18 protein-coding genes and 2 tRNA genes are annotated in these 22,001 nt (G+C 67.9%); 2 read left to right on the top strand and 18 right to left on the bottom strand.

The window, feature by feature from the left end; translation table 11 throughout:
• Window positions 1-13: 13 nt before the first annotated feature.
• The 3 genes from pyrH to rpsB all read right to left on the bottom strand — a co-directional run bounded on the left by pyrH (window position 14) and on the right by rpsB (window position 2,758).
• Window positions 14-763 carry a UMP kinase gene (pyrH, locus tag AHIS1636_RS03570; protein WP_264794440.1) on the bottom strand — a complete coding sequence of 250 codons (750 nt, stop codon included), beginning with the start codon at window positions 761-763 and terminating at the stop codon, window positions 14-16.
• Window positions 764-922: 159 nt separating this feature from the next.
• Window positions 923-1,762 (bottom strand): translation elongation factor Ts, encoded by an 840-nt coding sequence (gene tsf / locus AHIS1636_RS03565; protein ID WP_264794439.1) that lies wholly within the window; start codon window positions 1,760-1,762, stop codon window positions 923-925.
• Window positions 1,763-1,885: 123 nt separating this feature from the next.
• Window positions 1,886-2,758, bottom strand: coding sequence for a 30S ribosomal protein S2 (gene rpsB / locus AHIS1636_RS03560; RefSeq protein WP_264794438.1), 873 nt, complete (start codon window positions 2,756-2,758; stop codon window positions 1,886-1,888).
• Window positions 2,759-3,203: 445 nt separating this feature from the next.
• Between rpsB and AHIS1636_RS03555 the strand changes: the two genes are divergently transcribed.
• The gene (locus AHIS1636_RS03555) at window positions 3,204-3,731 is read left to right on the top strand and encodes a M23 family metallopeptidase (RefSeq protein ID WP_264794437.1); all 528 of its coding nucleotides are present in this window, start codon (window positions 3,204-3,206) and stop codon (window positions 3,729-3,731) included.
• Window positions 3,732-3,737: 6 nt separating this feature from the next.
• Here the strand turns inward: AHIS1636_RS03555 and AHIS1636_RS03550 are convergent, their stop codons facing one another.
• From AHIS1636_RS03550 to AHIS1636_RS03525, 6 genes are all read right to left on the bottom strand, one after another.
• Complete coding sequence (locus AHIS1636_RS03550; protein ID WP_264794436.1) at window positions 3,738-4,928, bottom strand: acyl-CoA dehydrogenase family protein; 1,191 nt, start codon at window positions 4,926-4,928, stop codon at window positions 3,738-3,740.
• Between the two features lie 178 nt (window positions 4,929-5,106).
• A tRNA-Ile gene (locus tag AHIS1636_RS03545) sits at window positions 5,107-5,180 on the bottom strand.
• 107 nt (window positions 5,181-5,287) lie between these two features.
• On the bottom strand, window positions 5,288-6,526 hold the full coding sequence (locus AHIS1636_RS03540; RefSeq protein WP_264794434.1) for a glycosyltransferase: 1,239 nt from the start codon (window positions 6,524-6,526) through the stop codon (window positions 5,288-5,290).
• Between the two features lie 15 nt (window positions 6,527-6,541).
• The gene (locus tag AHIS1636_RS03535) at window positions 6,542-7,459 is read right to left on the bottom strand and encodes a DMT family transporter (protein ID WP_264794433.1); all 918 of its coding nucleotides are present in this window, start codon (window positions 7,457-7,459) and stop codon (window positions 6,542-6,544) included.
• A 48-nt stretch (window positions 7,460-7,507) separates the two neighbouring features.
• A complete protein-coding gene (locus tag AHIS1636_RS03530; protein WP_264794432.1) occupies window positions 7,508-8,149 on the bottom strand; it encodes a CDP-alcohol phosphatidyltransferase family protein in 642 nt (213 codons plus the stop codon).
• A gap of 73 nt (window positions 8,150-8,222) precedes the next feature.
• On the bottom strand, window positions 8,223-9,035 hold the full coding sequence (locus AHIS1636_RS03525) for a phage holin family protein (protein ID WP_264794431.1): 813 nt from the start codon (window positions 9,033-9,035) through the stop codon (window positions 8,223-8,225).
• Between the two features lie 214 nt (window positions 9,036-9,249).
• Here AHIS1636_RS03525 and AHIS1636_RS03520 point away from each other — a divergent pair, with 214 nt between their 5' ends.
• Window positions 9,250-10,671 carry a GH1 family beta-glucosidase gene (locus AHIS1636_RS03520; RefSeq protein ID WP_264794430.1) on the top strand — a complete coding sequence of 474 codons (1,422 nt, stop codon included), beginning with the start codon at window positions 9,250-9,252 and terminating at the stop codon, window positions 10,669-10,671.
• A 92-nt stretch (window positions 10,672-10,763) separates the two neighbouring features.
• Here the strand turns inward: AHIS1636_RS03520 and AHIS1636_RS03515 are convergent.
• From AHIS1636_RS03515 to AHIS1636_RS03475, 9 genes are all read right to left on the bottom strand, one after another.
• A tRNA-Asn gene (locus tag AHIS1636_RS03515) sits at window positions 10,764-10,836 on the bottom strand.
• A 170-nt stretch (window positions 10,837-11,006) separates the two neighbouring features.
• Window positions 11,007-13,277, bottom strand: coding sequence for a DNA primase (gene dnaG, locus AHIS1636_RS03510; protein WP_264794429.1), 2,271 nt, complete (start codon window positions 13,275-13,277; stop codon window positions 11,007-11,009).
• Window positions 13,278-13,389: 112 nt separating this feature from the next.
• Complete coding sequence (locus AHIS1636_RS03505) at window positions 13,390-14,694, bottom strand: deoxyguanosinetriphosphate triphosphohydrolase (RefSeq protein WP_264794428.1); 1,305 nt, start codon at window positions 14,692-14,694, stop codon at window positions 13,390-13,392.
• A complete protein-coding gene (gene dusB, locus AHIS1636_RS03500) occupies window positions 14,678-15,859 on the bottom strand; it encodes a tRNA dihydrouridine synthase DusB (protein ID WP_264794427.1) in 1,182 nt (393 codons plus the stop codon). Before dusB ends, AHIS1636_RS03505 begins: the two co-directional genes overlap by 17 nt.
• 66 nt (window positions 15,860-15,925) lie before the next feature.
• Window positions 15,926-17,371 carry a YibE/F family protein gene (locus AHIS1636_RS03495; RefSeq protein WP_264794426.1) on the bottom strand — a complete coding sequence of 482 codons (1,446 nt, stop codon included), beginning with the start codon at window positions 17,369-17,371 and terminating at the stop codon, window positions 15,926-15,928.
• 3 nt (window positions 17,372-17,374) lie between these two features.
• Complete coding sequence (locus AHIS1636_RS03490) at window positions 17,375-18,286, bottom strand: GNAT family N-acetyltransferase (RefSeq protein ID WP_264794425.1); 912 nt, start codon at window positions 18,284-18,286, stop codon at window positions 17,375-17,377.
• Window positions 18,287-18,324: 38 nt separating this feature from the next.
• The gene (locus AHIS1636_RS03485; protein ID WP_264794424.1) at window positions 18,325-19,713 is read right to left on the bottom strand and encodes a glycine--tRNA ligase; all 1,389 of its coding nucleotides are present in this window, start codon (window positions 19,711-19,713) and stop codon (window positions 18,325-18,327) included.
• Between the two features lie 155 nt (window positions 19,714-19,868).
• Entirely contained in the window at window positions 19,869-21,011 is a 1,143-nt protein-coding gene (locus AHIS1636_RS03480; protein ID WP_264794423.1) for a hypothetical protein, read from the bottom strand.
• A complete protein-coding gene (locus tag AHIS1636_RS03475; RefSeq protein ID WP_264794422.1) occupies window positions 21,008-21,997 on the bottom strand; it encodes a DMT family transporter in 990 nt (329 codons plus the stop codon). The genes AHIS1636_RS03480 and AHIS1636_RS03475 overlap by 4 nt, the downstream gene beginning before the upstream one ends.
• Between the last annotated feature and the right edge of the window lie 4 nt (window positions 21,998-22,001).

Genomic DNA, 22,001 nt, shown 5'->3' with positions numbered 1-22,001 from the left:
CGCGGCCCTTCGGCTAAGCGGAAACCGCGGTACCGATCTTCTCGCCGAGGATGGCACGCGTGACGTTGCCTTCGCCCTCCATGCCGAAGACGACCATGGACAGCTTGTAATCCTTGCAGAGGCTGAAAGCGGTCTGGTCCATGACCCGGATGTTCCGCCGCATGGCGTCGTCGTAGGTCAGCGTGTCGAGCTTCTGCGCCTGCGGGTCCTTCTTCGGGTCGGCCGTGTAGACCCCGTCCACCCCGTTCTTCGCCATGAGTACGACGTCGGCATGCACTTCCAGCGCGCGCTGGGCTGCGACGGTGTCGGTGGAGAAATAAGGCAGACCGGCGCCGGCGCCGAAGATCACGACCCGGCCCTTCTCCATGTGGCGGATGGCGCGGCGCGGAATGTAGGCCTCGGCTACCTGGCCCATGGTGATGGCGCTCTGGACGCGGGTGTCCACGCCCGCCTGCTCCAGGAAGTCCTGGAGGGCCAGGCAGTTCATCACGGTGCCGAGCATGCCCATGTAGTCGGCGCGGGACCGGTCCATGCCGGACTGGGAGAGCTCCGCACCGCGGAAGAAGTTCCCGCCGCCGACGACGATGGCGACTTCGACCTCACCGACGGTCGCCGCGATCTGCTTGGCGATCCCCCGCACGGTATCGGGATCGACGCCGAGCTTGCCGCCGCCGAAGACCTCACCGGAGAGCTTGAGAAGGACCCGCCGCCTCTTGGGAAGAACGTCTGCGTGCTTGGTTTCGGTTACGGTCTGGGATTCCATCGTGCCTCCCGGGCGTGCTTTGGTTCGACAGTTGTAGCTGGGTTCGTTGACGGTTTCGGGCAGGAAAAAGGGGCGGCCACCGCTGGTGACCACCCCCTCCTCGCTGGTCGGATCAGTGCCTGTCGGCGCCGGATCCTCTAGATGCTATCCGCGATGCTATCAGGCACCCACGCGGAAACGCGCGAAAGCGGTTGCGTTGGCGCCGGCCTGCTCGAGGACCTTGCCAACGGAGACCTTCGGGTCCTTGGCGAACGGCTGGTCGAGCAGCACGATCTCCTTGAAGAAGCCGTTCAGCCGGCCTTCGACGATCTTCGGCAGCGCGGCCTCGGGCTTGTTCTCGGCGCGTGCGGTCTCGTCGGCGATGCGGCGCTCGTTCTCGACGGTCTCGGCCGGAACTTCCTCGCGGGTGAGGTAGGTCGGAGCGAAGGCAGCGGTGTGGACGGCCACGTCGTGGGCGGCCGCCACAGCCGCGTCACCCTCGGCGTCGACGGCGAACAGCACGCCGACCTGGGCCGGGAGGTCCTTGGACGTCTTGTGCAGGTAGGCATCGACGGTCTTGCCCTCGACGCGGGCCAGGCGGCGGACAACGACCTTCTCGCCCAGCACGGCGCCCTCTTCGACGACGACCTCGTTCAGCGGCTTGCCGTCCACCTGGGCGGCCAGCAGCGATTCCAGGTCCGAAGCGCCGGAATCGACGGCGACGGACAGGACCTTGTCGGCGAGGTCGATGAACTTGGCGGACTTGGCCACAAAGTCGGTCTCGCAGTTGACCTCGACCATGACGCCGACGGTTCCGTCGATGACCTTGGCAGCTACCAGGCCCTCGGCGGTGGAACGGCCTTCGCGCTTGGTTGCGCCCTTCAGGCCCTTGATACGGATAAGCTCCACGGCCTTGTCGGCATCGCCGTTGGCCTCGTCGAGAGCCTTCTTCACATCCATCATGCCGGCGCCGGTGCGCTCGCGCAGAGCCTTGATATCAGCAGCGGTGTAATTCGCCATTTGGACTCCAGTCCCTCCGTAGTAAGTACTAATGCTGTTCCGCCGCTGCGGCTGGCCGGGTACCGGCCAGCCGCAGCAGTGGAGACCCGGCAGGCCGCGAACGGAGTGCCGGGGAGATCGGATTTACTTTTCGGTCTCGCCCTCGGCCGGGGCTTCGGCGGATGCTTCGGCCGAAGCGGCCTCGGCAGCCGGAGCCTCCGCAGCCGGAGCCTCGGCGGAAGCGGAACCCTCGAGCAGCTCGCGTTCCCACTCGGCCAGCGGCTCTTCGGTGCCGCCGGCAGCAGCGCCGCCGCCCGCAGCACGGTTGTTGCGCGCGATCAGGCCCTCGGCAACGGCGTCGGCCACGACGCGGGTCAGCAGGTTTACGGAGCGGATGGCGTCGTCGTTGCCCGGGATCGGGAAGTCGACCTCATCCGGGTCGCAGTTGGTGTCGAGGATGGCCACCACGGGGATGTTCAGCTTCTTGGCCTCGTCAACGGCCAGGTGCTCCTTCTTGGTGTCCACGATCCAGACCACGGACGGAGCCTTGGTCAGGTTGCGGATGCCGCCCAAGGTGGTTTCCAGCTTGGTCTTCTCGCGCTGCAGCAGCAGGAGTTCCTTCTTGGTGTGGCTGGAACCGGCTACATCTTCGAAGTCGATCTCTTCGAGCTCCTTCAGGCGCTGGATGCGCTTGGAGACCGTGGAGAAGTTGGTGAGCATGCCGCCCAGCCAGCGCTGGTTGACGTACGGCTGGCCAACGCGGGTGGCCTGCTCGGCGATGGCTTCCTGCGCCTGCTTCTTGGTGCCGACGAACAGCACGGTGCCGCCGTGGGCCACGGTGGCCTTGACGAACTCGTAGGCGCGGTCGATGTAGGACAGCGACTGCTGCAGGTCGATGATGTAGATGCCGTTGCGCTCGGTGAAGATGAAGCGCTTCATCTTCGGGTTCCAGCGACGGGTCTGGTGGCCAAAATGAACGCCGCTGTCGAGCAGCTGGCGCATGGTAACGACTGGCATGTCGTCACTCCTTCCGGCAGTATCCGCGCGCGTCGCGCAGGCCATACTGCCTATAGACGGTTGTCAGCCCGCAGCCCGGTTGGGCGGGGCTCCTGGCACCGGCCAGCCCTGGTCAACGAGGATCAGGGCGCACGTCCGGACCGGCCGAGCCGGACCGCCTGGACATACCCCGATCGGGGAGAATCCCCGGCGGGTAACAGATGCGCGTAGTCAGTTCGTTCTTCATCTCAGATCCGCACTTCGTTTGGACATGACTCATGGAGACAGGAAACTGCTCCGCCTAGTGTACTACAGCGCGAGGGCACCAACTTACGGAGAGCCCGGCCGGACCGCAGCCTCCGGACCTCTCCGCACTCCCCCTGCACAGGCCTGCCAGAGGTGACGCCCGCCCACATTCCGGCACACGCCATGCCCGCCCGGACAGCCCGGCCGGCAGGATCGGAGCATGGCGATTCATGCAATGGCAATGCGGGCGGCCGCGCCCCTCCTGGCCGCGGCCCTGGTACTACCGATGCCAGCTGCCGGGACCGGAGCCGCAGCCGCCGGCTTCGCACCCGACTGGGACTGGCCGGCGGATCCTGCCCCCGAGGTCCTGGGCACTTTCGACCCACCGCCGGAGCCGTGGCTCAGCGGCCACCGCGGAGTGGACCTGGCCGGGGCGGACGGAAGCGACGTGCTGGCTCCCGAGGCAGGCCGGGTCAGCTTCGTCGGCACTGTCGTCGACCGCGGAGTCGTCACTATCGACCACGGCGGCGGACTGCGCAGCAGCTTCGAGCCCGTGGAGAGCGGCCTGCGCAAGGGTGATTCGGTGGCGGCGGGGGACATCCTAGGCACCATAGCCGGAACCACCCATTGCTCCCCCGGCTGCTTCCACTGGGGTGTCAGGCTGGGCGAGGAGTACGTCAACCCGCTGCAGTTCGTCATCGACCTGCGCCCCTCCGTACTCCTCCCCCGCCCCGGGCAGGGTAGCTAGCCGGGCCTAAACGAAGGCGGGAATGCCGGTGACGGAGCGGCCGACGACCAGGCTGTTGATCTCGTGCGTTCCCTCGTAGGAGTAGATGGCTTCCGCATCGGCGAAGATCTTGGCCATCTCATAGTCGGTGACAATGCCGTTGCCGCCCAGGATGCTGCGCCCCAACGCTACGCTTTCCCGCATGCGCGCCGTCGTGAATGCTTTGGCGAGGGCGGACTGTTCGTCGCGCGCGGCCCCGGCATCCTCCAGCCGCGCCAGCTGCACCATCATCCCCATGGACGCGACGGCATTGCCGAGGATCTGCACAAGCTGGTCCTGCACGAGCTGGAAGGATGCCAGCGGCCTGCCGAACTGCTGGCGCTCCAGCGAGTAGCGGCGGGCCACATCGAAGGCTGCCAGCTGCTGTCCGACCGCCTGCCACGCGACAGCAAGCCGGGTGACCTTCAGCACCTTGTTGGTGTCCTTGAAGCTGTTGGCGCCCTTCAGGTGGAACTCATCCGGAACGGCAACATTGTCCAGGAGGATATCGGCGTTCTGCACGGTACGCAGGCTGATCTTGTTCTCGATCCTGGTCGCGGAAAAGCCCGGAAGCGTGGTGTCGACGAGGAAGCCCTTGACCTGGTCATCCTGGACGTCGCGGGCGTAGATGACCACCCAGTCGGAGAAGGTGGCGTTGCCGATCCACCGCTTGGCCCCGTTGAGGATCCATTGGCCGCCGTCGCGCCTGGCCGTGGTGCGGGTGCCGCCGGCAACGTCGGATCCGCCCAGAGGCTCGGTCAGGCCGAAGGCCCCGATCTTCTTGAGCGCGTAGATGTCCGGCAGCCAGGCCTGCTTCTGCTCCTCCGACGCCAGCGCTTCGATGGAGCCGGTGAACAAACCGTCGTGGACCCCCATGAAGGTCGCGATGGAGGTGTCGGCCCGGGTGAACTCGGCGTGGATCATGCCGGCCAGCAGATTGGAGTAGCCCTGCCGCCGGACCGGCGAGACAACGTCCAGTTCAGCCAGTTTGGGAATGATTTCCATCGGAAACTCGGCCCTGTTCCAGCAGTCCACTGCAATTGGCCGGACCTCCTTGTCCAGCCATCCGCGCACCTCTTGGAGCCGCTCGCGTTCGGCCGGCTCCAGCTGCCGCTCGAAGCCGAAGAAGTCTCCGTCGGAATAAGGAAGGTTGTTCAGATCGATCGGGGGTCGCCCCATTGCTGCTCCTTTGCCGCTCGCCGGCGCGACTGCCGCCGCACCACTATGTTACTCATGAGTAACATAGTCGATGAGCGGCTGCAGGGCAATGAAGGCCCGGAACCGGGGAGGCAGCGGAGGGAAAAAGAGAACGCCCAGCCGGTTCCCCCGAATCCGGGACCGACTAGGCGTTCTGCTGTAGGGCGACTGGGACTTGAACCCAGGACCAAAGGATTATGAGTCCTCTGCTCTGACCGGCTGAGCTACCGCCCCCTGCCAGCTGCAGGCCGCACACGGACCGCGTCCGGCGCACAAGCCAACGTAGACATACTAGTGGCTCCCAACTCCCGGATGCACTTCGCCCCGCGGCGGACGCCGAATCAGGGCCTGAAGTCCTCCGCTGAAGCACCCCGGTAGAGCCTCTCGAAAGTATCCATCGTCTTGTCGATCGCGTGTCGGGCGGCCTTGGCGTGGCTGGCCTCCCCCATCGCTTCGAGCTCCGCCTCGGACTGCCCGAGGACCAGTTCCAGTTTCGCCGCCAGGTCCGTCGCATCACGGGGCGCGAACAGGTAGCCGTTCACGCCGTCGTCCACCAGGTGCGGCAGCGCCATGGCGTTGGCCAGGAGCACGGGCTTACTGGCAGACATCGCTTCCAGCGAGACCAGCGACTGCAGTTCCGCCGTGCCGGGCTGGCAGAAGACCGTGGCACGCAGGTACGCGCGGCGCAGTTCGTCATCATCGACGTAGCCGAGGAACTTCACCCGTCCGCCGAGGTCCAGTTCGGAGACCTTGGCCTCGAGCTGGGGCCGCACCTCGCCGTCGCCAACGATCTCGGCGTGCACGTTGAGGGCCGGGTCCGTCTTGGCCAGCGCCTCGATCAATACATCCACGTGCTTCTCCTGGGCCAGGCGGCCGACGAAGAGCACCGTGGGATGCTCCGGCCTGTCGATGACCTCCCCGTCCGCGGGCTCGTAATGCGCAGAGTCGATTCCGTTGGACAGCGGCAGCACGCTTTCCAGGCGCGCGTGGTCCTTCATCGCCTTGGCCGCCAGCGGCGTCGGCGTGGTCACCACGGCGGCCCTGCCCATGATCTTGCCCATGTCGCGCCAGGAATTCCGCGCGACGATATCGAGGAACCACTGCGGGAATGGCAGGAACGGTTCCAGGTTCTCCGGCATGAAGTGGTTGGTGGCGATCGTTCGGATGCCGCGCCGGACCGACTCCGCGATGGTGGCCTGGCCGATCATGTAGTGGCACTGGATGTGCACGACGTCGGGCTGCACGTCATCGAAAATCCGCCGGATCTCCGACTTGATCTCCCAGGGGAAGCAGATTCGCCAGCTCTCGTGCGTGGGAACCGAGTGCGACCGCAGCCGGTGGACGCGGGCCTCCTGCCGTTCCTCGAGGTAGCTGGCGCCCTTGCCCGGACGGGCCGCGATCACATGGACATCGTGGCCCCTCCGCGTCATGGCCTGTGCCAGCCGAAGGCCGAAAACCGCGGCACCATTGACGTCCGGCAGGTAGGTATCGGCCGCGATGAGGATCTTCAGCGGCCGCTGCCCCTTGCCGTTGTCCGCCTCTTGCAGAACTCCCTGCTGGTCAATCGCAATGCTGTTCATATGCTCTGTTCGTACCTAGGGTTTCCTCGTGGCGGCGGACTGTGCCCGCCGTCGTGCTTCTTCCTGCTTCTGCAGGACGTCAGGATGGTGGCGGGATAGAACGATGACCCCCACAATAGCAACCAACCCCATGCCAACCATGGCAATTGCGATCACGGGTTCGACGTCGGGTCGCAGTTCGCCGAGCACGAAAATGCCGATGGCGATACCGACGAGCGGGTCGATGACGGTAAGCCCGGCGATCACCAGGTCCGGCGGCCCGCTCGAATAGGCGCTCTGGACGAACCAGGAACCGAGGCCTGCAGCGGCGGCGATGGCGATGACGCTGAAGACCGGGACATTGGCTAGGAAGCCGCCGTCCGGATTGAACAGGTTCAGGCCGATGATCCGGACCAGCACGGCCACGAAACCGAACAGCATGCCCGCGCCCAGGATGTAGGTGAACGCGTTCAGGCGACGCCTGAATGTCAGCTGCAGTGTGAGGAACACGGCAACGACGACGGCGAGCAGAAGTACCGTCGACAGCTCCTCTGCGGGGGTGACCGGATGGTTTTCGCCCGTGACGTTCACGGCCAGCAGCACGAAACCCGCGCTGCCGGCAACGCAGGCGGTGATGGCCACGACGGTGATCCGGTTGAGCCGGATCCCCTGGTCCTTGGAGTTGATGATCGTCGTAATGACCAGCGCGATGGCGCCTATGGGCTGGACCACGGTGAGCGGCGCGCTCACCAGTGCGAAGACGTTCAGGCCCATGCCGACGCCCAGCATCAATAGTCCGAGGACCCACCGCGGATTGCGGAGCATGCGCAGGAGGCCGCCCACCGTCAGCGACAGCCCTCCGGTGTTCGCCTGGACGGCGCTCGCCTGGCGCTGCGTTCCCAGCGCCAGGAAGAAGGCGCCGCATAGGGCGCTGAGGATGGCTAGCCAGACCATGCGGTCCTGACTGCGGCCGGCGCTCCCGCGGGGCGCCCGGTTCCGGGGTCACTCATGTGCCCGGGCTTCCGGAACATCGTCGCCCAGGGTCGGCCGCAGCGTGCGGTGCTTGAGCCGCGCGGCGCGCATGTACCCCCACCAGGCGACCAGGTGCCCCAGGCAGCCCAGCACCAGCAGGACGTAGGCGAGGACCTGCAGCCATTCATGCCCGGGTTCCAGGGCCCGGTGGAGCAACAGCAGCGGCGTCCCGGCCAGGAGCAGCGCCGTCCGGATCTTGCCGATGTACGTCACGGGCAGGTCCGGGATTCCCCGGAACAGCACCAGCGCGTAGACCAGCAGGATCGCATCGGGTATCACGAGGACGAGCAGCAGCCACAGCGGCGCAATGCCTGTGGCGAAGAACGTCACGGCGACGACGATCATCGCCAGCCGGTCCGCCAGCGGATCCAGCCATTTGCCCACGCTTGAGATCTGGTCGAAACGCCGGGCGATGTACCCGTCCACCCAGTCGGTCGATCCCAGGACTGCCAGCACGATCGTCGCCTCGAGGTAGTCCCCCCGGACCACCAGCCAGACGAACAATGGCACCGCCAGGAAGCGCAGGACCGTGATCAGGTTGGGGACGGTCCAGAAGGTGTGGAGTTCGCGGTATTCGTGGTCTTCGCGTGTCCCGGCCCCGATGATCCTCATGCTGCCCCTCCCCTCCCGGCATGCTGCCTGTCCTGCAAGGGCAGGCCAGGCGGGTTCCCCGACTGTGATGCAGCTACTTGCGCAGCAGGCGCCGCAGCAGGACCGCGAACGTGGCCAGCGAGGCGGCCAGGGCGGCCAGCGGCTTCCACCGCTCCTGCAGGTCGTAGCCCGCACCGGCGGAACCGCTGCCGGCGCTGCGCTTGACGGCGGCAATCCGCAGCTCCGCTGCGTGCCTGGCGCGGGAAGCGGCCGAGGCTGCGTCCGACTTGATCCTCTCGGACTGCGGCTTGACGTCCAGTTTCTGGCCCAGTCCGTCACGGATCCGGGCCAAATGTTCGCGGCGTTCGCCTGCGCGGGCCCGCAGCTCCTCCAGCGAGGGAGCCGGCTCCTTCGGGACCTGCGCCTCCTCCTTCTCCTTCCTGGGCTCTTCCTTCGGCTCGGGCTTCTGGTCCAGAGTCGACGGATCGAAGCTGCGCCCTTCCTTCAGCACGCCGATGTCGTGCTTGATGCCGCGGATCGCATTCTCGGGCAGTAGCGGCAGTTCCTTCTTGACCCGCAGGGCCCCGATGAGTCCCAGGATGCCGCCGACGATCAGGAAAAAGGCGGCGAACAGCAGCGCGGACAACCACGGGGCGATGGCTTCGCCCAGGCCGAGAATCGCGGCAACGAGCAGGGAAACCGCCATGGCCGCCAGCAGGAGCAGGGCCCCGGCGAGCAGGCCGGCGGCAACCCCTACCTTGACGCCCTTGGCCCTAAGCTCGGCAACGGCCAGTGAGACTTCATCACTCAGCTGGCGGGGCAGCAGGCGGCCCGCCACTTGGACAAGTCCCACCAGCGACGACCTGTCGGCGACCGCAATGGTCCTGTTGTTGTCTACGCGAGTCATGGACCCTGCCTCCATTGCTAGATCGGTAGTGCTCGTGATGCCTGTGTCTAAAATTATCATTCGGCGCAGCCGGAACCGGTCAGCCGAAGGAAGTACGTCTGCGCCCCCAATCCGTCCATTGCAGCAGGTCACGGGGCCGAAAGCCATGACCAAAGCTGTCCCGGGCGCTATGCTGGCGGGCAATTGCCCAGCGCAGAGCCTCCGGGGGAAACGAATGACCGCACAATTGCAGTTTCCGGACGAGTTTGTTTGGGGCGCGGCCACTGCGGCCTACCAGATCGAGGGCGCGGCGGCAGAGGACGGCAGGCGCGACTCCATCTGGGACACTTTCTGCCGTTTGCCGGGGGCCGTTGCCGGCTCCGACTCAGGGAGCACCGCCTGCGATCATTACCATCGCTACGCGGAAGACATCGCCCTGATGCGCCGGATGGGCCTCGGAGCCTACCGCTTCTCAACGTCGTGGGCCCGGATCCGTCCCGACGGCGGACCGGTCAATCCCCGGGGCGTGGACTTCTATTCCCGGCTCGTCGACGGACTGCTCGAGGCCGGCATCACGCCCTGGCTGACGCTCTATCACTGGGACCTTCCCCAGGCCTTGGAGGACAGCGGGGGCTGGGCCAGCAGGGACACGTCGTATGCCTTTGCGGAGTACGCGCTGAGCGTGCACGACCGGCTGGGCGATCGGGTCCGGATGTGGACCACCTTGAACGAACCGTGGTGTTCGGCCTTCCTCGGCTACTGCTCCGGCGTCCATGCCCCGGGCCGGCAGTCGAGGCCGGATGCCCTGGCCGCCATGCACCACCTCCTGCTGGGCCACGGACTGGCGGCGGCCGCGCTGCGCGAACGGGATCCCGAGGCCCAACTGGGGCTGACGCTCAACCTGACGGTCCCGGACCCGGCGGATCCCGCGGACCCGGTCGACCGGGACGCCGCGCGGCGCATCGACGGGCAGTTCAACCGGGCCTTCCTCGATCCGGTGTTCCGCCAGTCGTACCCCTCTGACTTCCTCGCCGACGTCGCAGCGTACGGGCTGGAACGGCATGTCCGCCCGGGAGACCTCGAATTGATCGGCACCCCTATCGACTTCCTGGGCGTCAACTACTATCACGGTGAAGCCGTGACCGGGCATCAGGCCACCGACCGGCTGCTCGCCCACGGCGCTCCTGTGGAGCGGCCGGCGGCCTCGCCGTACCCGGCCGCCGACGAAGTCTCAGTGGTGCCGCGGGGATTTCCGACGACGGCGATGGGCTGGGAGGTCCAGCCGGAGGGATTGTTCCGGCTGCTGATGCGTCTGCAGGACGAGTATGCGGGCCCCGCCGGAACGGCGCTTTATGTCACGGAAAACGGCGCCGCCTACGACGACCGTGTCTCTGCGGACGGTTCAATCCAGGACCTGGACAGGCTGGAATTCGTCCGGGCCCACGTGGCCGAGTGCCACCGGGCCATCCGGGCGGGAGCCGATCTGCGGGGCTACTTTGCATGGTCGCTGCTGGACAATTTCGAATGGGCGTGGGGCTACGCCCAGCGCTTCGGCCTTGTCCGTGTGGACTACGACACCCTCATCCGGACCATCAAGGCCAGCGGGGAGTGGTTCGGCCGGACAGCTGCCGCCAATAGCGTTGCCGACGGCACGTAGTCCTGGAAGTCCTCCCTCGCCGCCAAACAGATTGGCTGCCACCAGACAAAAGAGCCCGTCCTGACGAATCAGGACGGGCTCTTTATCTTTTGCTCCCCCGACTGGACTCGAACCAGTAACCCTTCGATTAACAGTCGAATGCTCTGCCAATTGAGCTACGGGGGAAAGCAGCAGAGACAACCTTACAAGGCTTTTTCCCGGAAATGAAATCCTGTCGAGCGGTAGAAAACCGCCGTGCAGGACCCCTTTTTTCCGAACCTCTCGGGCTCCCTCGGGCCTCAACGAGTTTACTAAAGAGCTGCGGGAAACACCAAATCGGCTCCCGCGGCCGTCGGCTACTCGCTGCGCAGCGCCCGTCGCTGCATCTCCAGCTCCATCAGTTCGCGGTTCAGGCGCTGGAACGCCTCGGGGTCCGCCGCAGGATCGGTGCGCTGCAATTGGCCCATCTTGTCCGCCTTGAGCTGCGTGATCTGGACGTCGAAGAGCCGGTTCAGGATGCCCCGGCAGTAGAGCCGGACAGCATCGTCGTTATGGGCCGGCAGCGGCGTGACGGCAAGTTCGGAGACCAGCCCCCTAAGTTCCTCGGGGACCGCCTGCCGCACGCTCTCGACCCACTGCGAGGGCGTCGCCCCGGCAAAACCGGCTGCACGGATGGCCTCGTGCACCAGGGCATGCGCCGGGGCTCGGAAGTTTGCTTCCGTGAAGTGCTGCCACTGCTCGGCGTCGAGCAGTCCCGGCTGCTGCAGTGCGACGATCAAGGCGTCGCGTTCCATTCGTACCGAGGGATCCCGCAGGTCGGGCAGGCTGACTGCCGGCTCCGACGGGGCAGCCTCTTCCGGATACCCGGCGCCCGGGGTCGCGTAGCCGGCCTCACCCGGATACCCGGCTTCCCCCGGATACTGGGAATGCTGCTGCTCGCCGCGCTCGACCGCACGGTCATGGCCGCCGTACCGGCCACCGTCACCCTGGCCGCCGTACCGGCCACCGTCACCCTGACCCCCGTACCGGCCGCCGTCACCCTGACCCCCGTACCGGCCGCCGTCACCCTGACCGCCATACCGGCCGCGGTCACCCTGGCCGCCATACCCGGGGCCGTCGGGACGGCCCGGGCCGCCCGAGTAACCCCGCGGCCGGCCTCGGTCCTGGTGCTGGCTCCCTCCGTGCTGTCCGTCCCCGCGGTAGTGCTGGCCCGGGCCGGAATGCTGCCGCGCGGGTTGGCGCTGCTGGGCACCGGGACGTTGCGTGCCACCGGAGGCCACCGTGTCCTGCTGGTCCTTGGCCCGCTTGCCCGCCGCGGCAACCGCCCGCAGCACGTCCTCGACTTCAGTTCCGAGCCAGCCGGCGAGCTCGCGCGAGTAGGCGGGCCGCATCGCCGGGTCCCGGATCTGCGCCACTACGGGTGCGGCCGCGCGCAAGGCCTGGACGCGGCCTTCCACGGTGTTGAGGTCGAACCGCTTCAAGGTCGCCTTGATGGCGAATTCGAACAATGGCCGGCGGGAGGAGATCAGTTCCCTGACCGCCGGTTCGCCGCGGGTCATCCGCAGGTCGCAGGGGTCCGCGCCGGTCGGCTCGACGGCCACGAACGTCTGGGCGATGAACCGCTGGTCTTCCTCGAATGCGCGCAGGGCCGCCTTCTGTCCGGCCTCGTCGCCGTCGAACGTGAAGACGACCTCTCCCCCGCTGCCATCGTCGGACAGCAGGCGCCGGGCAATCTTGATGTGGTCGGCGCCGAAGGCCGTGCCGCAGGTGGCCACCGCGGTGGTGATGCCGGCCAGATGGCAGGCCATGACGTCCGTGTACCCCTCGACGACGACCAGCTGCCGGTTCCGCGCGATGTCGCGCTTGGCCAGGTCGATGCCGTAGAGGACCTGGGACTTCTTGTACAGCGTGGTCTCGGGAGTGTTCAGGTATTTCGGGCCCTGGTCGTCCTCGAACAGCTTGCGCGCGCCGAAACCGATGGTGTCCCCGGAGATGTCACGGATGGGCCAGATCAGCCGGCCGCGGAAGCGGTCGTAGATTCCCCTGTTTCCCTCGGAAAACATGCCCGTGAGCTTGAGCTCGTCCTGGCTGAAGCCGCGGCCGGTCAGGTGCTTGAGCAGCCCGTCCCACCCCTGCGGGGCGTATCCCACTCCGAAGTGCTCGGCCGCCGCCTGGTCGAAGCCCCGCCCCTCGAGGAACTGCCGGCCGGCGGCGCCGCCCGGCGTGAGAAGCTGTGCGCGGAAGAATTCCGCGGCGATCTTGTGCGCGTCAAGCAGCCGCTGCCGTTTGCCGACGTCTTCGCGGCGCGGCCCGGTCCCGCCGTCTTCGTAGCGCAGCGTGTAGTTGATCCGGTGCGCGAGTTTCTCCACCGTCTCGCTGAAGGTGGTGTGGTCCATCTTCTGCACGAAGGAGATGACGTCTCCGCCTTCACCGCAGCCGAAGCAGTGGTAGGTGCCCACCTGCGGCCGGACATGGAACGACGGCGAACGTTCGTCGTGGAAGGGGCACAGGCCCTTGAAGGAGCCGATGCCGGCGGACTTGAGCGTGACGTAGCCGTCGACGATCTCCTTGATATCCGTGCGCTGGCGGACCTCGTCAATGTCTTCGCGTTTGATCAGTCCGGCCATGAGAATAGTTTAGGCAACCCGGCCAAATCCGAGGTCCGCCGCCCCGGCCCGTGTAGGACAGGTCACGGCACAGGCACGGCCGAGCAGGAACGCCGGGGCAGGCACCGCCCCTTTAGAGCAGGGTGCGGTGCGATCCCATGAGCCTCTCGTGCAGCGCGATCGCGGAAACGTCGGTGAGGGACGCGATCTGGTCGATGACCACGCGAAGGCGCGCACCGTCGTCGGCCGCGGCCTGCCAGTCCGCCGCGAAGGCCTGCTCCAGGTGGCGGGCCCCCGTGGCGTGCAGTTCGTGGACCAGGTCCGTCAGGATTTCCTGCTGGCGCTCGTAGATCGGCTGGCGAAGGTCCGCGGTCATGACGAACGTGGTCGCCAGGCCCTTCATGACGGCGATTTCCAGCACTGTCTCCTGCGGGACCACCAGTTCGGCGGCATAGCGGGTCAGGGGGTCCGGCCCGTAAATCGCGCGCGTGGCTTCCAGCGCGCTGGAACAGAACCGGCCAATGAGCTGGCTGGTCATGTCCTTCAGCGCCGCCATGGACCTGCGGCTGCCGTCCGCTTCCGGCACCCAGACGCCGGACTCCTGGAGCCTGCTCAGCGCGGCGTCCACTTCCGCAGGGTCTGTGTGCGGCAGGTACCACTGCCGGGTGTAGCCGATGACGCGGCTGCGGTGGTCGGCGGTATCCATCCACTTGAGCTGGACGCGGCCGGCGACGATGGCGTCCTCGACGTCGTGTACCGAATAGGAGATGTCGTCCGCAAGGTCCATCACCTGGGCCTCGATGCAGGACCGACGCTCGGGCGCTCCCTCGCGCAGCCACTGGAAGACCGGCAGGTCATCCTCGTAGGCACCGAACTTGCTGGTGCGCTTGCCATGGATCACCGGGGCATCCGCCGCGGACCAGGGGTACTTGCTGGCGGCGTCCAGGCTGGCGCGGGTCAGGTTCAGGCCCGCGGGGGTGCCGTCCGGACGGACGACCTTCGGCTCCAGCCGGGTCAGCAGGCGCAGGGTCTGGGCGTTGCCTTCGAAGCCGCCGACCGCGTGGGCCGCCGCGTTGAGCGCGGCTTCGCCGTTGTGGCCGAACGGCGGATGGCCGAGGTCATGGGCGAGGCACGCGGTGTCCACGACGTCCGGATCGCAGCCCAGGCTGCGTCCCAGCTCCCGGCCGACCTGGGCGACCTCGAGGCTGTGGGTCAGGCGTGTCCGGACGAAGTCGTCCGTGGACGGCGAAACGACCTGCGTCTTGGCACCGAGCCTGCGGAGCGCGGAGGAATGCAGCACGCGGGCGCGGTCCCGCTCGAAGTGCGTGCGGTAGGTGCTCTTGGCGGGCTCCGCGACCCAGCGTTCCTGGTCCGTCTCTGTGTAGCCCGGCATCAGCGGGGCCGGCGTCAGCGCCACCTGCTCAGCCACCGGAAACATCCAGTTCGGCCGCGGCGATCATGGCCCGGTGGTTCTCGTCCAGCTCCCGGCTGTTCAGCCAGCCGTCCGGCAGGGCCGGCCGTTTAGGCGTACCGGCCCGCCCGCGCGGCCCTTCGGCGTCCGCGCCGGGGTACGGCGCGGACGGATCCAGCTGGTCCAGCAGGCCGCGCAGGACCTCGAGCGTGGGCACGGCGGCCAGGGCAGCCCGCAGTTCGCCGCCGACCTGGTAGCCCTTGAAATACCAGGCCACGTGCTTGCGGATGTCGCGCAGGGCCTTGCCCTCGTCCTCGAAGTAGTCGACCAGCAGTTCGGCGTGCCGGTAGAAGCTGTCCGCCACCTCCTTCAGCCCGGGCCGGAAGCGCCGGTCCGTCCCCTCGAACGCGGCCTGCAGATCGCCGAAGAGCCAGGGCCGCCCCTGGCAGCCGCGGCCGACGACGATGCCGTCCACGCCGGTCTGGCGCACCATCCGCACGGCGTCCTCCGCGCTCCAGATGTCCCCGTTGCCGAGGACGGGGATGTCCGGCAGGGCTTCCCGGAGCCGGGCAATCGAGTCCCAGTCCGCCGTGCCCGAGTAGAACTGGCTGGTGGTGCGGCCGTGCAGTGCCACGGCGGCGACACCGGCGTCGCGCGCGATCCTGCCGGCATCGATATATGTCAGGTGGTCCTCGTCGATGCCCTTGCGCATCTTGATGGTCAGCGGGATGTTGCCGCGGCCGGCTTCCCGGGTGGCCGCCTGGACGATCGCGGTGAACAGTTCCGTCTTCCACGGCAGCGCCGAGCCGCCGCCCCGGCGGGTGACCTTGGGCACCGGGCAGCCGAAGTTGAGGTCGATGTGGTCCGCCCGCTCCTCCTCGACCAGCATCCGCACGGCGGCTCCGACCGTCTTGGGATCGACGCCGTACAGCTGGACCGACCGGACCTTCTCATCCTCGTCATGCGAGATGATCCGCATCGATTCGCGGTTGCGCTCCACCAGTGCCCGGGAGGTGACCATTTCGGCCACGTAAAGGCCGCCGCCGTACTCGCGGCAGAGCCGGCGGAAGGCCTTGTTGGTGATGCCGGCCATGGGAGCCAGGACCACCGGGGTGTCGATGGTCAGCGGCCCGAGCTTCAGCGGAGGGAGCTCCAGTCGGGTGGCGGAGGCGGGTACAGCGGTAACAGTCACCTGCCTATTCTCTCAAATCCGGGCAAATCCATGCGCCTACCTGTGGACGGCGCCGCAGGCGCGGCCTCAATCCCGCTCGGCGCGCCGCCGGGCCCTGCGGCTCAGCGGTTGTTCCGCGGGCTTGCCCGCCGGCACCGGAACCGGGGCGCCGCCGTCGTCCGCCCCGCCGGGAAGGGAGGCACCGGCGCCGTCGCCGCCCGGATACCGTACCGCGGTGCCGTGCCCCGGGGGCGAAGAAACCATCGCCGGTTCGCCTCCCGCCACGTCCACCGTGACGTCCGAGGCGCGGCGGATGCCGGTGGCCTTGACTACCAGGACGGCGATCAGCGTGGTCATCGGGATGGCCAGCACCAGGCCAATGGAGCCGACCAGGGTCCGGACGATCTCTTCGGCCAGTTCCCCGCTGGAGAGTGTGTCGAACAGGGGCCGCTCGTAGAGCGAGACAAGGATGAGCACCGGAAGTGCGGCACCGGCATACGCGAACGCGATCGTGTACACGGTGGAGGCGATATGGTCGCGGCCCACGCGCATGGCCCCGGTAAACAGCCGGCGCGCGGAAGCCTGCGGAGCCAGTTCGTACATTTCCCAGACGGCCGAGGACTGCGTGATGGTCACGTCGTTGAGCACGCCGAGGCCCGAGATGATCAGTCCGCACATGATGACCCCGGAGAGCGAGATCGTGTCGGCCATGTTGACCAGCTGGTAGGTGTCCTCATCCCCCACGCCGGTCAGGTAGGCGGCGTCCGTGGCCCAGCCGGCCATCAGGGCCGTCACGCCCAGGCCGAACATGGTGCCGAGCAGGGCCGTGGAGGTCCGCGCCGAAAAGCCGTGGGCGAAGTAGAGGACCCCGACCATGATCACCACCGAGCCGATCAGCCCCAGCAGCAGCGGCGGCTTGCCCTCGACCAGGCCGGGCAGGACGAACTGCGCCAGCACCACGAACGCGCCGGCCAGGCCCAGGATCGCCCGGAAGCCGCGCCAGCGCGCCACCGCCACGACGACGACGGCGTACAGCACGGCGAGCAGCACCATCGGCACGCTGCGGACAAAGTCGACAAAGATCAGCGTGTTCGGCTGGTCCGGCATGATCCGGCTGAGGTCCAGGTAGCGGATGGTATCCCCGGCCTCCACGCCGCGGGACTGCGCGATTTCCGGGGTGATTTCGACCGGCTGGAGCGTGCCTCCCGACGTCGGCTCGGTGTAGGCCACCATGCACTGCTGGCCTTCGCCGCCGGCGTCGATCGCGGACTGCGAGGACGGACAGGTCTCGGTTTCCACGCGCTGCACCGTGCCGGTCTCGAAGGAGACGCCCGGGGCCGTGGCGTACGGGTCCACCACGGTCACGCCGGAGCGGTCCCCCGACGGCCACAGGGCGATCATGCCGACCAGGGTCAGGACGGTGACCGGCAGCAGGATGGCCGCGAGCAGCAGGTTGGCCTTGCGCCGGGCAGCCAGCGTCCCCGGATCCGGAGGGGCCGCCGCGTCATGCGTGTGGGGGTGCCCGTGTCCCACGCCTTAGTCGCTGACGATGGCGGTTGCCGGGCCGGTCCTGGCCGCCGTGCCCGCCGCCAGCAGCGGCTCGAGCACGGCGACGACGGCGGTCATCGAGTCATCGACCTCCACCTGCACGGGGTACTGGTGGACCAGCATCGCGAGCAGGCTGCGTACGGCCTGCTCGGCCTCCGCCGGAGCCAGTGACGTGTCATAGCCCAGCAGCACGTCGGCCGGGGCATCGGTCCGCTGCTGCGTATAGCTGACGGCGAATGCGCTGATGGTGCCGCCCTGGTCCTTCGGCGCGCTCCGCAGCACCACCGCTCCGGATGCGCCGGCCGCGTCGTTGAGCAGGATCTGCTGGGCGCGGCCCAGGGTCATGTCCGCCCGGTCCCACACGTGCACGGAATTGTAGAAGTCCGTGACCGCCGTCGTCAGTTCCACCGAACCGGTGGCAGCTTCTTCCAGGCGCGGGCCTCCCTCCGCGGCCAGGTCCGGCAGCGGCAGGGCGCCGGGCTGGACCGTGACCACCCGCGAGGTCTGGATCGGGCTGAGCCCGGCGGCGGCGGCGAAACCGGCGCCGGAGCTCTCCGGCACCACCTTCGCGCGCAGCCTTTTCACGCCCGACGGCGAGTGTTCGGCTTCCCCGCGCAGCATGCCCAGGAGCGTGGACCCCACCCCGGCGCGGCGGTGGTCCTTGGCCACTTCGACGTAGGCCCAGAGCCGCTCCGGGTGCAGGCTCGTCTCGTAGACCACGCCCGCGGCGACCGGAACCCCCTGGTCCTCGGCCACGATGCAGCGGGACCAGGGCGCGTCGGAGGAGGGGCGCAGGATCGCGCGGAAGTGCTCCACCTGGGCGGTTTCCGGGTCGCCCCAGATTTCCAGCAGGGCGAGGTCGTCGCCGTCGCGCCATTGCCGGTAGTTCAGCTCTGCCATGTTGCTCCTAGGAAGTTGCGTCGCTTCGGCGCTGCAGGTCAGGCCCCGACGAGGCGGCCGGCCAGGTAGCTTTCCACCTTGTCCAGGCTGACCCGGTCCTGCGACATCGTGTCCCGCTCGCGGATGGTCACGGCCTGGTCCTCGAGCGTGTCGAAGTCCACCGTGATGCAGAACGGCGTGCCGATCTCGTCCTGCCGGCGGTAGCGGCGGCCGATCGCGCCGGCGTCGTCGAACTCGATGTTCCAGTTCCGGCGCAGCTGCGCGCCGAGTTCCTTCGCCTTGGGCGAGAGGTCCTCGTTGCGGCTCAGCGGCAGGACCGCGGCCTTGACCGGCGCCAGCCGGGGGTCGAGCTTCAGCACGGTGCGCTTGTCCACACCGCCCTTGGCATTCGGGGCCTCGTCCTCGGCGTAGGCATCGACGAGGAAGGCCATGAAGGAGCGGGTCAGGCCGGCCGCCGGCTCGATCACGTACGGGGTGTAGCGCTCGTTCGTGGCCTGGTTGAAGTAGCTCAGGTCCGTGCCGGAGTGCTTGGAGTGGGTGCTCAGGTCGAAGTCCGTGCGGTTGGCGATGCCTTCCAGCTCGCCCCATTCCGAGCCCTGGAAACCGAAGCGGTATTCGATGTCCGTGGTGCCCTTGGAGTAGTGGCTGAGCTTGTCCAGCGGGTGCTCGAAGAGGCGCAGGTTCTCCGGGTTGATGCCCAGGTCGGTGTACCACTGCAGGCGGGTTTCGATCCAGTACTTGTGCCACTCGTCATCGGTGCCGGGCTCGACGAAGAACTCCATCTCCATCTGCTCGAACTCGCGGGTGCGGAAGATGAAGTTGCCGGGGGTGATTTCGTTCCGGAAGCTCTTGCCGATCTGGCCGATGCCGAACGGGGGCTTCCGCCGCGACGTGGTGAGCACGTTGTTGAAGTTCACGAAAATGCCCTGCGCGGTTTCCGGGCGAAGGTAGTGCAGGCCTTCTTCGCTGGCCACGGGTCCCAGGAAGGTCTTGAGCAGGCCGGAGAATTCCTGCGGTTCGGTCCATTCGCCCTTGGTGCCGCAGTTGGCGCAGGCGATGTCCTTCAGGCCGTTCTCGGCCGGCCGGCCCTTCTTCTCCTCGTACTCTTCCTCGAGGTGGTCGGCGCGGTAGCGCTTGTGGCAGCTCAGGCACTCCACCAGCGGGTCGGAAAAGACCTCGACGTGGCCGGAGGCCTCCCAGACCTGGCGGGGCAGGATGACGGAGGAATCGAGGCCGACGACGTCCTCGCGGCCGCGGACCACGGACTGCCACCACTGCCGCTTGATGTTCTCCTTGAGCTCGACGCCCAGGGGGCCGTAGTCCCAGGCCGAGCGGGATCCGCCGTAGATCTCGCCGGCTTGGAAGACAAAGCCGCGGCGCTTGGCCAGCGAGATGATCGGATCGAGCTTGGATTTGGCAGCTGCCATCAGGTGGTTCTCCAGTCTCTGCAAGGGCCGCTGGGTGCGGTCCGTGGCGTGTGGTTGGTGCGAAGCGAAACTACAACGTTAGCCTACCGAAACGGCGGCACGGCGCAGGTATGGCGGCCGCAGGATGACGAGCCGGGTGCGTCCGGACGGGCAGCCTACCCGGGGAAGGGCACGACGGCGCCGCGGCCGGTGACGCGGCGGGCCAGGCTCTCCATGGTCAGCCGGTCGCTGTCGATCCCGGCGTGGCTGCGCGCATCACTCAGGCTGTCCGCGGATCCGCGCAACCGGGGCGACCAGACAGCCTCGGCCAACGTCCCGCCGGCGAAGAGTGCCGAAAGTTCCGGGTCGGCCGCGACATTCTCCTCAAGGCCGAGCAGCGGGGTATCCGGCTGCTCTTCCAGGGCGTGGTGGATCAGGTACAGCAGCGACTTGTTGTAGAACCTGACTCCCCGGACTTCGCAGACGTCGTCGAGGGCCCGCTGCCGGCCGAGGCTGAACTGCGACAGGCCCCTGATCCGGTCCCCTAGCAGCGGCAGCAGCCCGGTCTTGAAGTCCTCAGTGGCCAGGGCCGGGTCCAGCAACGCCAGGGAATCGAAGGCCCCGACGCCCTCTTCGAAGGCCGCCCGCAGGAAGCCGGACTGGAAGATGGCACCGGCGCTGTGGCCGACTGCATGCAGCCCGATGGCCCCGGTGTGTGCCCGGTTGAAGGCCGCGAGCCGGCGGGCGACGTGGCGGGCACCTCCTTCGCCGGTCAGGCTGCCGGCCGTGGCCCCGGCCCGGGCGGCGTTGGCCTTGATGTCCGCCCAGACCGCCGGGCCGCCGGCGTGCCGGGCCAGCCATTCAACGAATGCGTCGGCGGCTTCCGCCAGCGGCGGCAGCGCCCGCGGCATGAGGGCAGGCACCGCGGCGGCGGCTCCCTCGCTGCCGGCCCTCATCAGGCTCAGTGCCGGAAACAGCCGGTACCGCTGGGCGCCGCGGCGGATCCGGTCGGCCAGGACCTGCAGCAGGCCGGTCTCCCAGACGAAGTAGACCGGGTAGACCCCGTTGGCCAGCCACCACTGCAGTTGCCGGGCCGCAGCCTCCAGGCCGGTCCGCTCATCCACCAGCCCGCCGTGCGCCCAGAACAGCACGGGGACCGGCCCCGGCCGCCCGGACATGAACCGGGGCAGGTGCTCCTCGAAGATCCGGTCCACGTCCGCGGCCGTGGTCGAGACCAGGCCGCCCGGAGACAGTTGGCCGCTGGCCAGGTTTACCAGGTGCGGCCGCAGCCCGTCGAAGTCGGCCACGGCTTCGCTCACCGCTGCCCCTTCCGCCGCCGCAGGACGGCGAAGGAGTTGCGGGGCCAGGGCAGGGTGGCGAGCACCACCGCAGCCAGGGTCAGCAGCGTACCCAGGACGGTCGCCGTCGTAATAATGGTCCCGGGTGCGGGAAAGAGCACGTCCAGCAGCAGCGAACCGAGCACCTGTCCGGCAATCATGCCGAGGCCGGTGAGCAGGACGCCGAGGGACCGGACCAGCACGGTGGCGAAGTTGATGAAGAGGCAGCCGATGGGACCGCCGAGGTAGTACCACCACTCGGCCGGCAGCGGATTGCCCGGGCCGGCCACGGCGACCTTGACCAGCCACGCGATGTACAGCAGCACGGTTCCGACGATGAAGTTGACCATCGTGGCCGGGAATGGCGAGCCGTAGTGCGCGGACTGGGTGCCGTTGAAGGCCTGCTGGAAGCTTTGCAGGAACCCGGCCACCAGCGGCAGCAGCACGAGGGCGAGCAGGCCGGCCTGATCCGTGCCGGCGGAAAACTTCGGCGAAACGGCCCAGGCGACGGCGGCCACGGTGAGCAGGGCGCTGAGGACGCGGAGGGGTGTGATGCTCTTTTTTCCCGCCGGTCCAAGGCCGAGCCGGTCCACGAGCAGGCCGCTGACGGACTGTCCGGTGACGGCGGCGACGGTGAAGAGCGCGATGCCGATGAGCGCGACGGTGACGCCCTGGCTCAGCACCAGGATGGCTCCGCTGGCTCCGGCCAGCAGGTACCACCACGGAAACTTCCTGGCCCGGATGGCCGGCAGCACGCGGCGCATCCCGGAGCGCGCGCCGGGCGCGAGGACGCAGATCAGGACCATCAGCACCAGTCCCGTGCTGAAGCTGACGACGGCGGCCGCCAGTCCGTCGTCGAGCCTCGCCCCGAGCGCACCATTGATCCGCCCCTGGACCGGCATCGACAACCCCGCGAACAGGGACAGGGGCAGGCCGACGGCAAGGGGCATCTTGGGGTTCATCGGCACACAT

Origin of the sequence: Arthrobacter mangrovi, from assembly GCF_026011795.1 — a bacterium.
Lineage (GTDB): Bacteria > Actinomycetota > Actinomycetes > Actinomycetales > Micrococcaceae > Crystallibacter > Crystallibacter mangrovi.
This window is presented reverse-complemented; position numbering and strand designations above follow the sequence as displayed.

Coding starts and splice junctions, on each gene's coding strand:
- pyrH (WP_264794440.1), bottom strand. CDS start 763: ATGGAATCCCAGACCGTAACCGAAACCAAGCACGCAGACGTTCTTCCC.
- tsf (WP_264794439.1), bottom strand. CDS start 1,762: ATGGCGAATTACACCGCTGCTGATATCAAGGCTCTGCGCGAGCGCACC.
- rpsB (WP_264794438.1), bottom strand. CDS start 2,758: ATGCCAGTCGTTACCATGCGCCAGCTGCTCGACAGCGGCGTTCATTTT.
- AHIS1636_RS03555 (WP_264794437.1), top strand. CDS start 3,204: ATGGCGATTCATGCAATGGCAATGCGGGCGGCCGCGCCCCTCCTGGCC.
- AHIS1636_RS03550 (WP_264794436.1), bottom strand. CDS start 4,928: ATGGGGCGACCCCCGATCGATCTGAACAACCTTCCTTATTCCGACGGA.
- AHIS1636_RS03540 (WP_264794434.1), bottom strand. CDS start 6,526: ATGAACAGCATTGCGATTGACCAGCAGGGAGTTCTGCAAGAGGCGGAC.
- AHIS1636_RS03535 (WP_264794433.1), bottom strand. CDS start 7,459: ATGGTCTGGCTAGCCATCCTCAGCGCCCTATGCGGCGCCTTCTTCCTG.
- AHIS1636_RS03530 (WP_264794432.1), bottom strand. CDS start 8,149: ATGAGGATCATCGGGGCCGGGACACGCGAAGACCACGAATACCGCGAA.
- AHIS1636_RS03525 (WP_264794431.1), bottom strand. CDS start 9,035: ATGACTCGCGTAGACAACAACAGGACCATTGCGGTCGCCGACAGGTCG.
- AHIS1636_RS03520 (WP_264794430.1), top strand. CDS start 9,250: ATGACCGCACAATTGCAGTTTCCGGACGAGTTTGTTTGGGGCGCGGCC.
- dnaG (WP_264794429.1), bottom strand. CDS start 13,277: ATGGCCGGACTGATCAAACGCGAAGACATTGACGAGGTCCGCCAGCGC.
- AHIS1636_RS03505 (WP_264794428.1), bottom strand. CDS start 14,694: ATGTTTCCGGTGGCTGAGCAGGTGGCGCTGACGCCGGCCCCGCTGATG.
- AHIS1636_RS03490 (WP_264794425.1), bottom strand. CDS start 18,286: ATGGCAGAGCTGAACTACCGGCAATGGCGCGACGGCGACGACCTCGCC.
- AHIS1636_RS03485 (WP_264794424.1), bottom strand. CDS start 19,713: ATGGCAGCTGCCAAATCCAAGCTCGATCCGATCATCTCGCTGGCCAAG.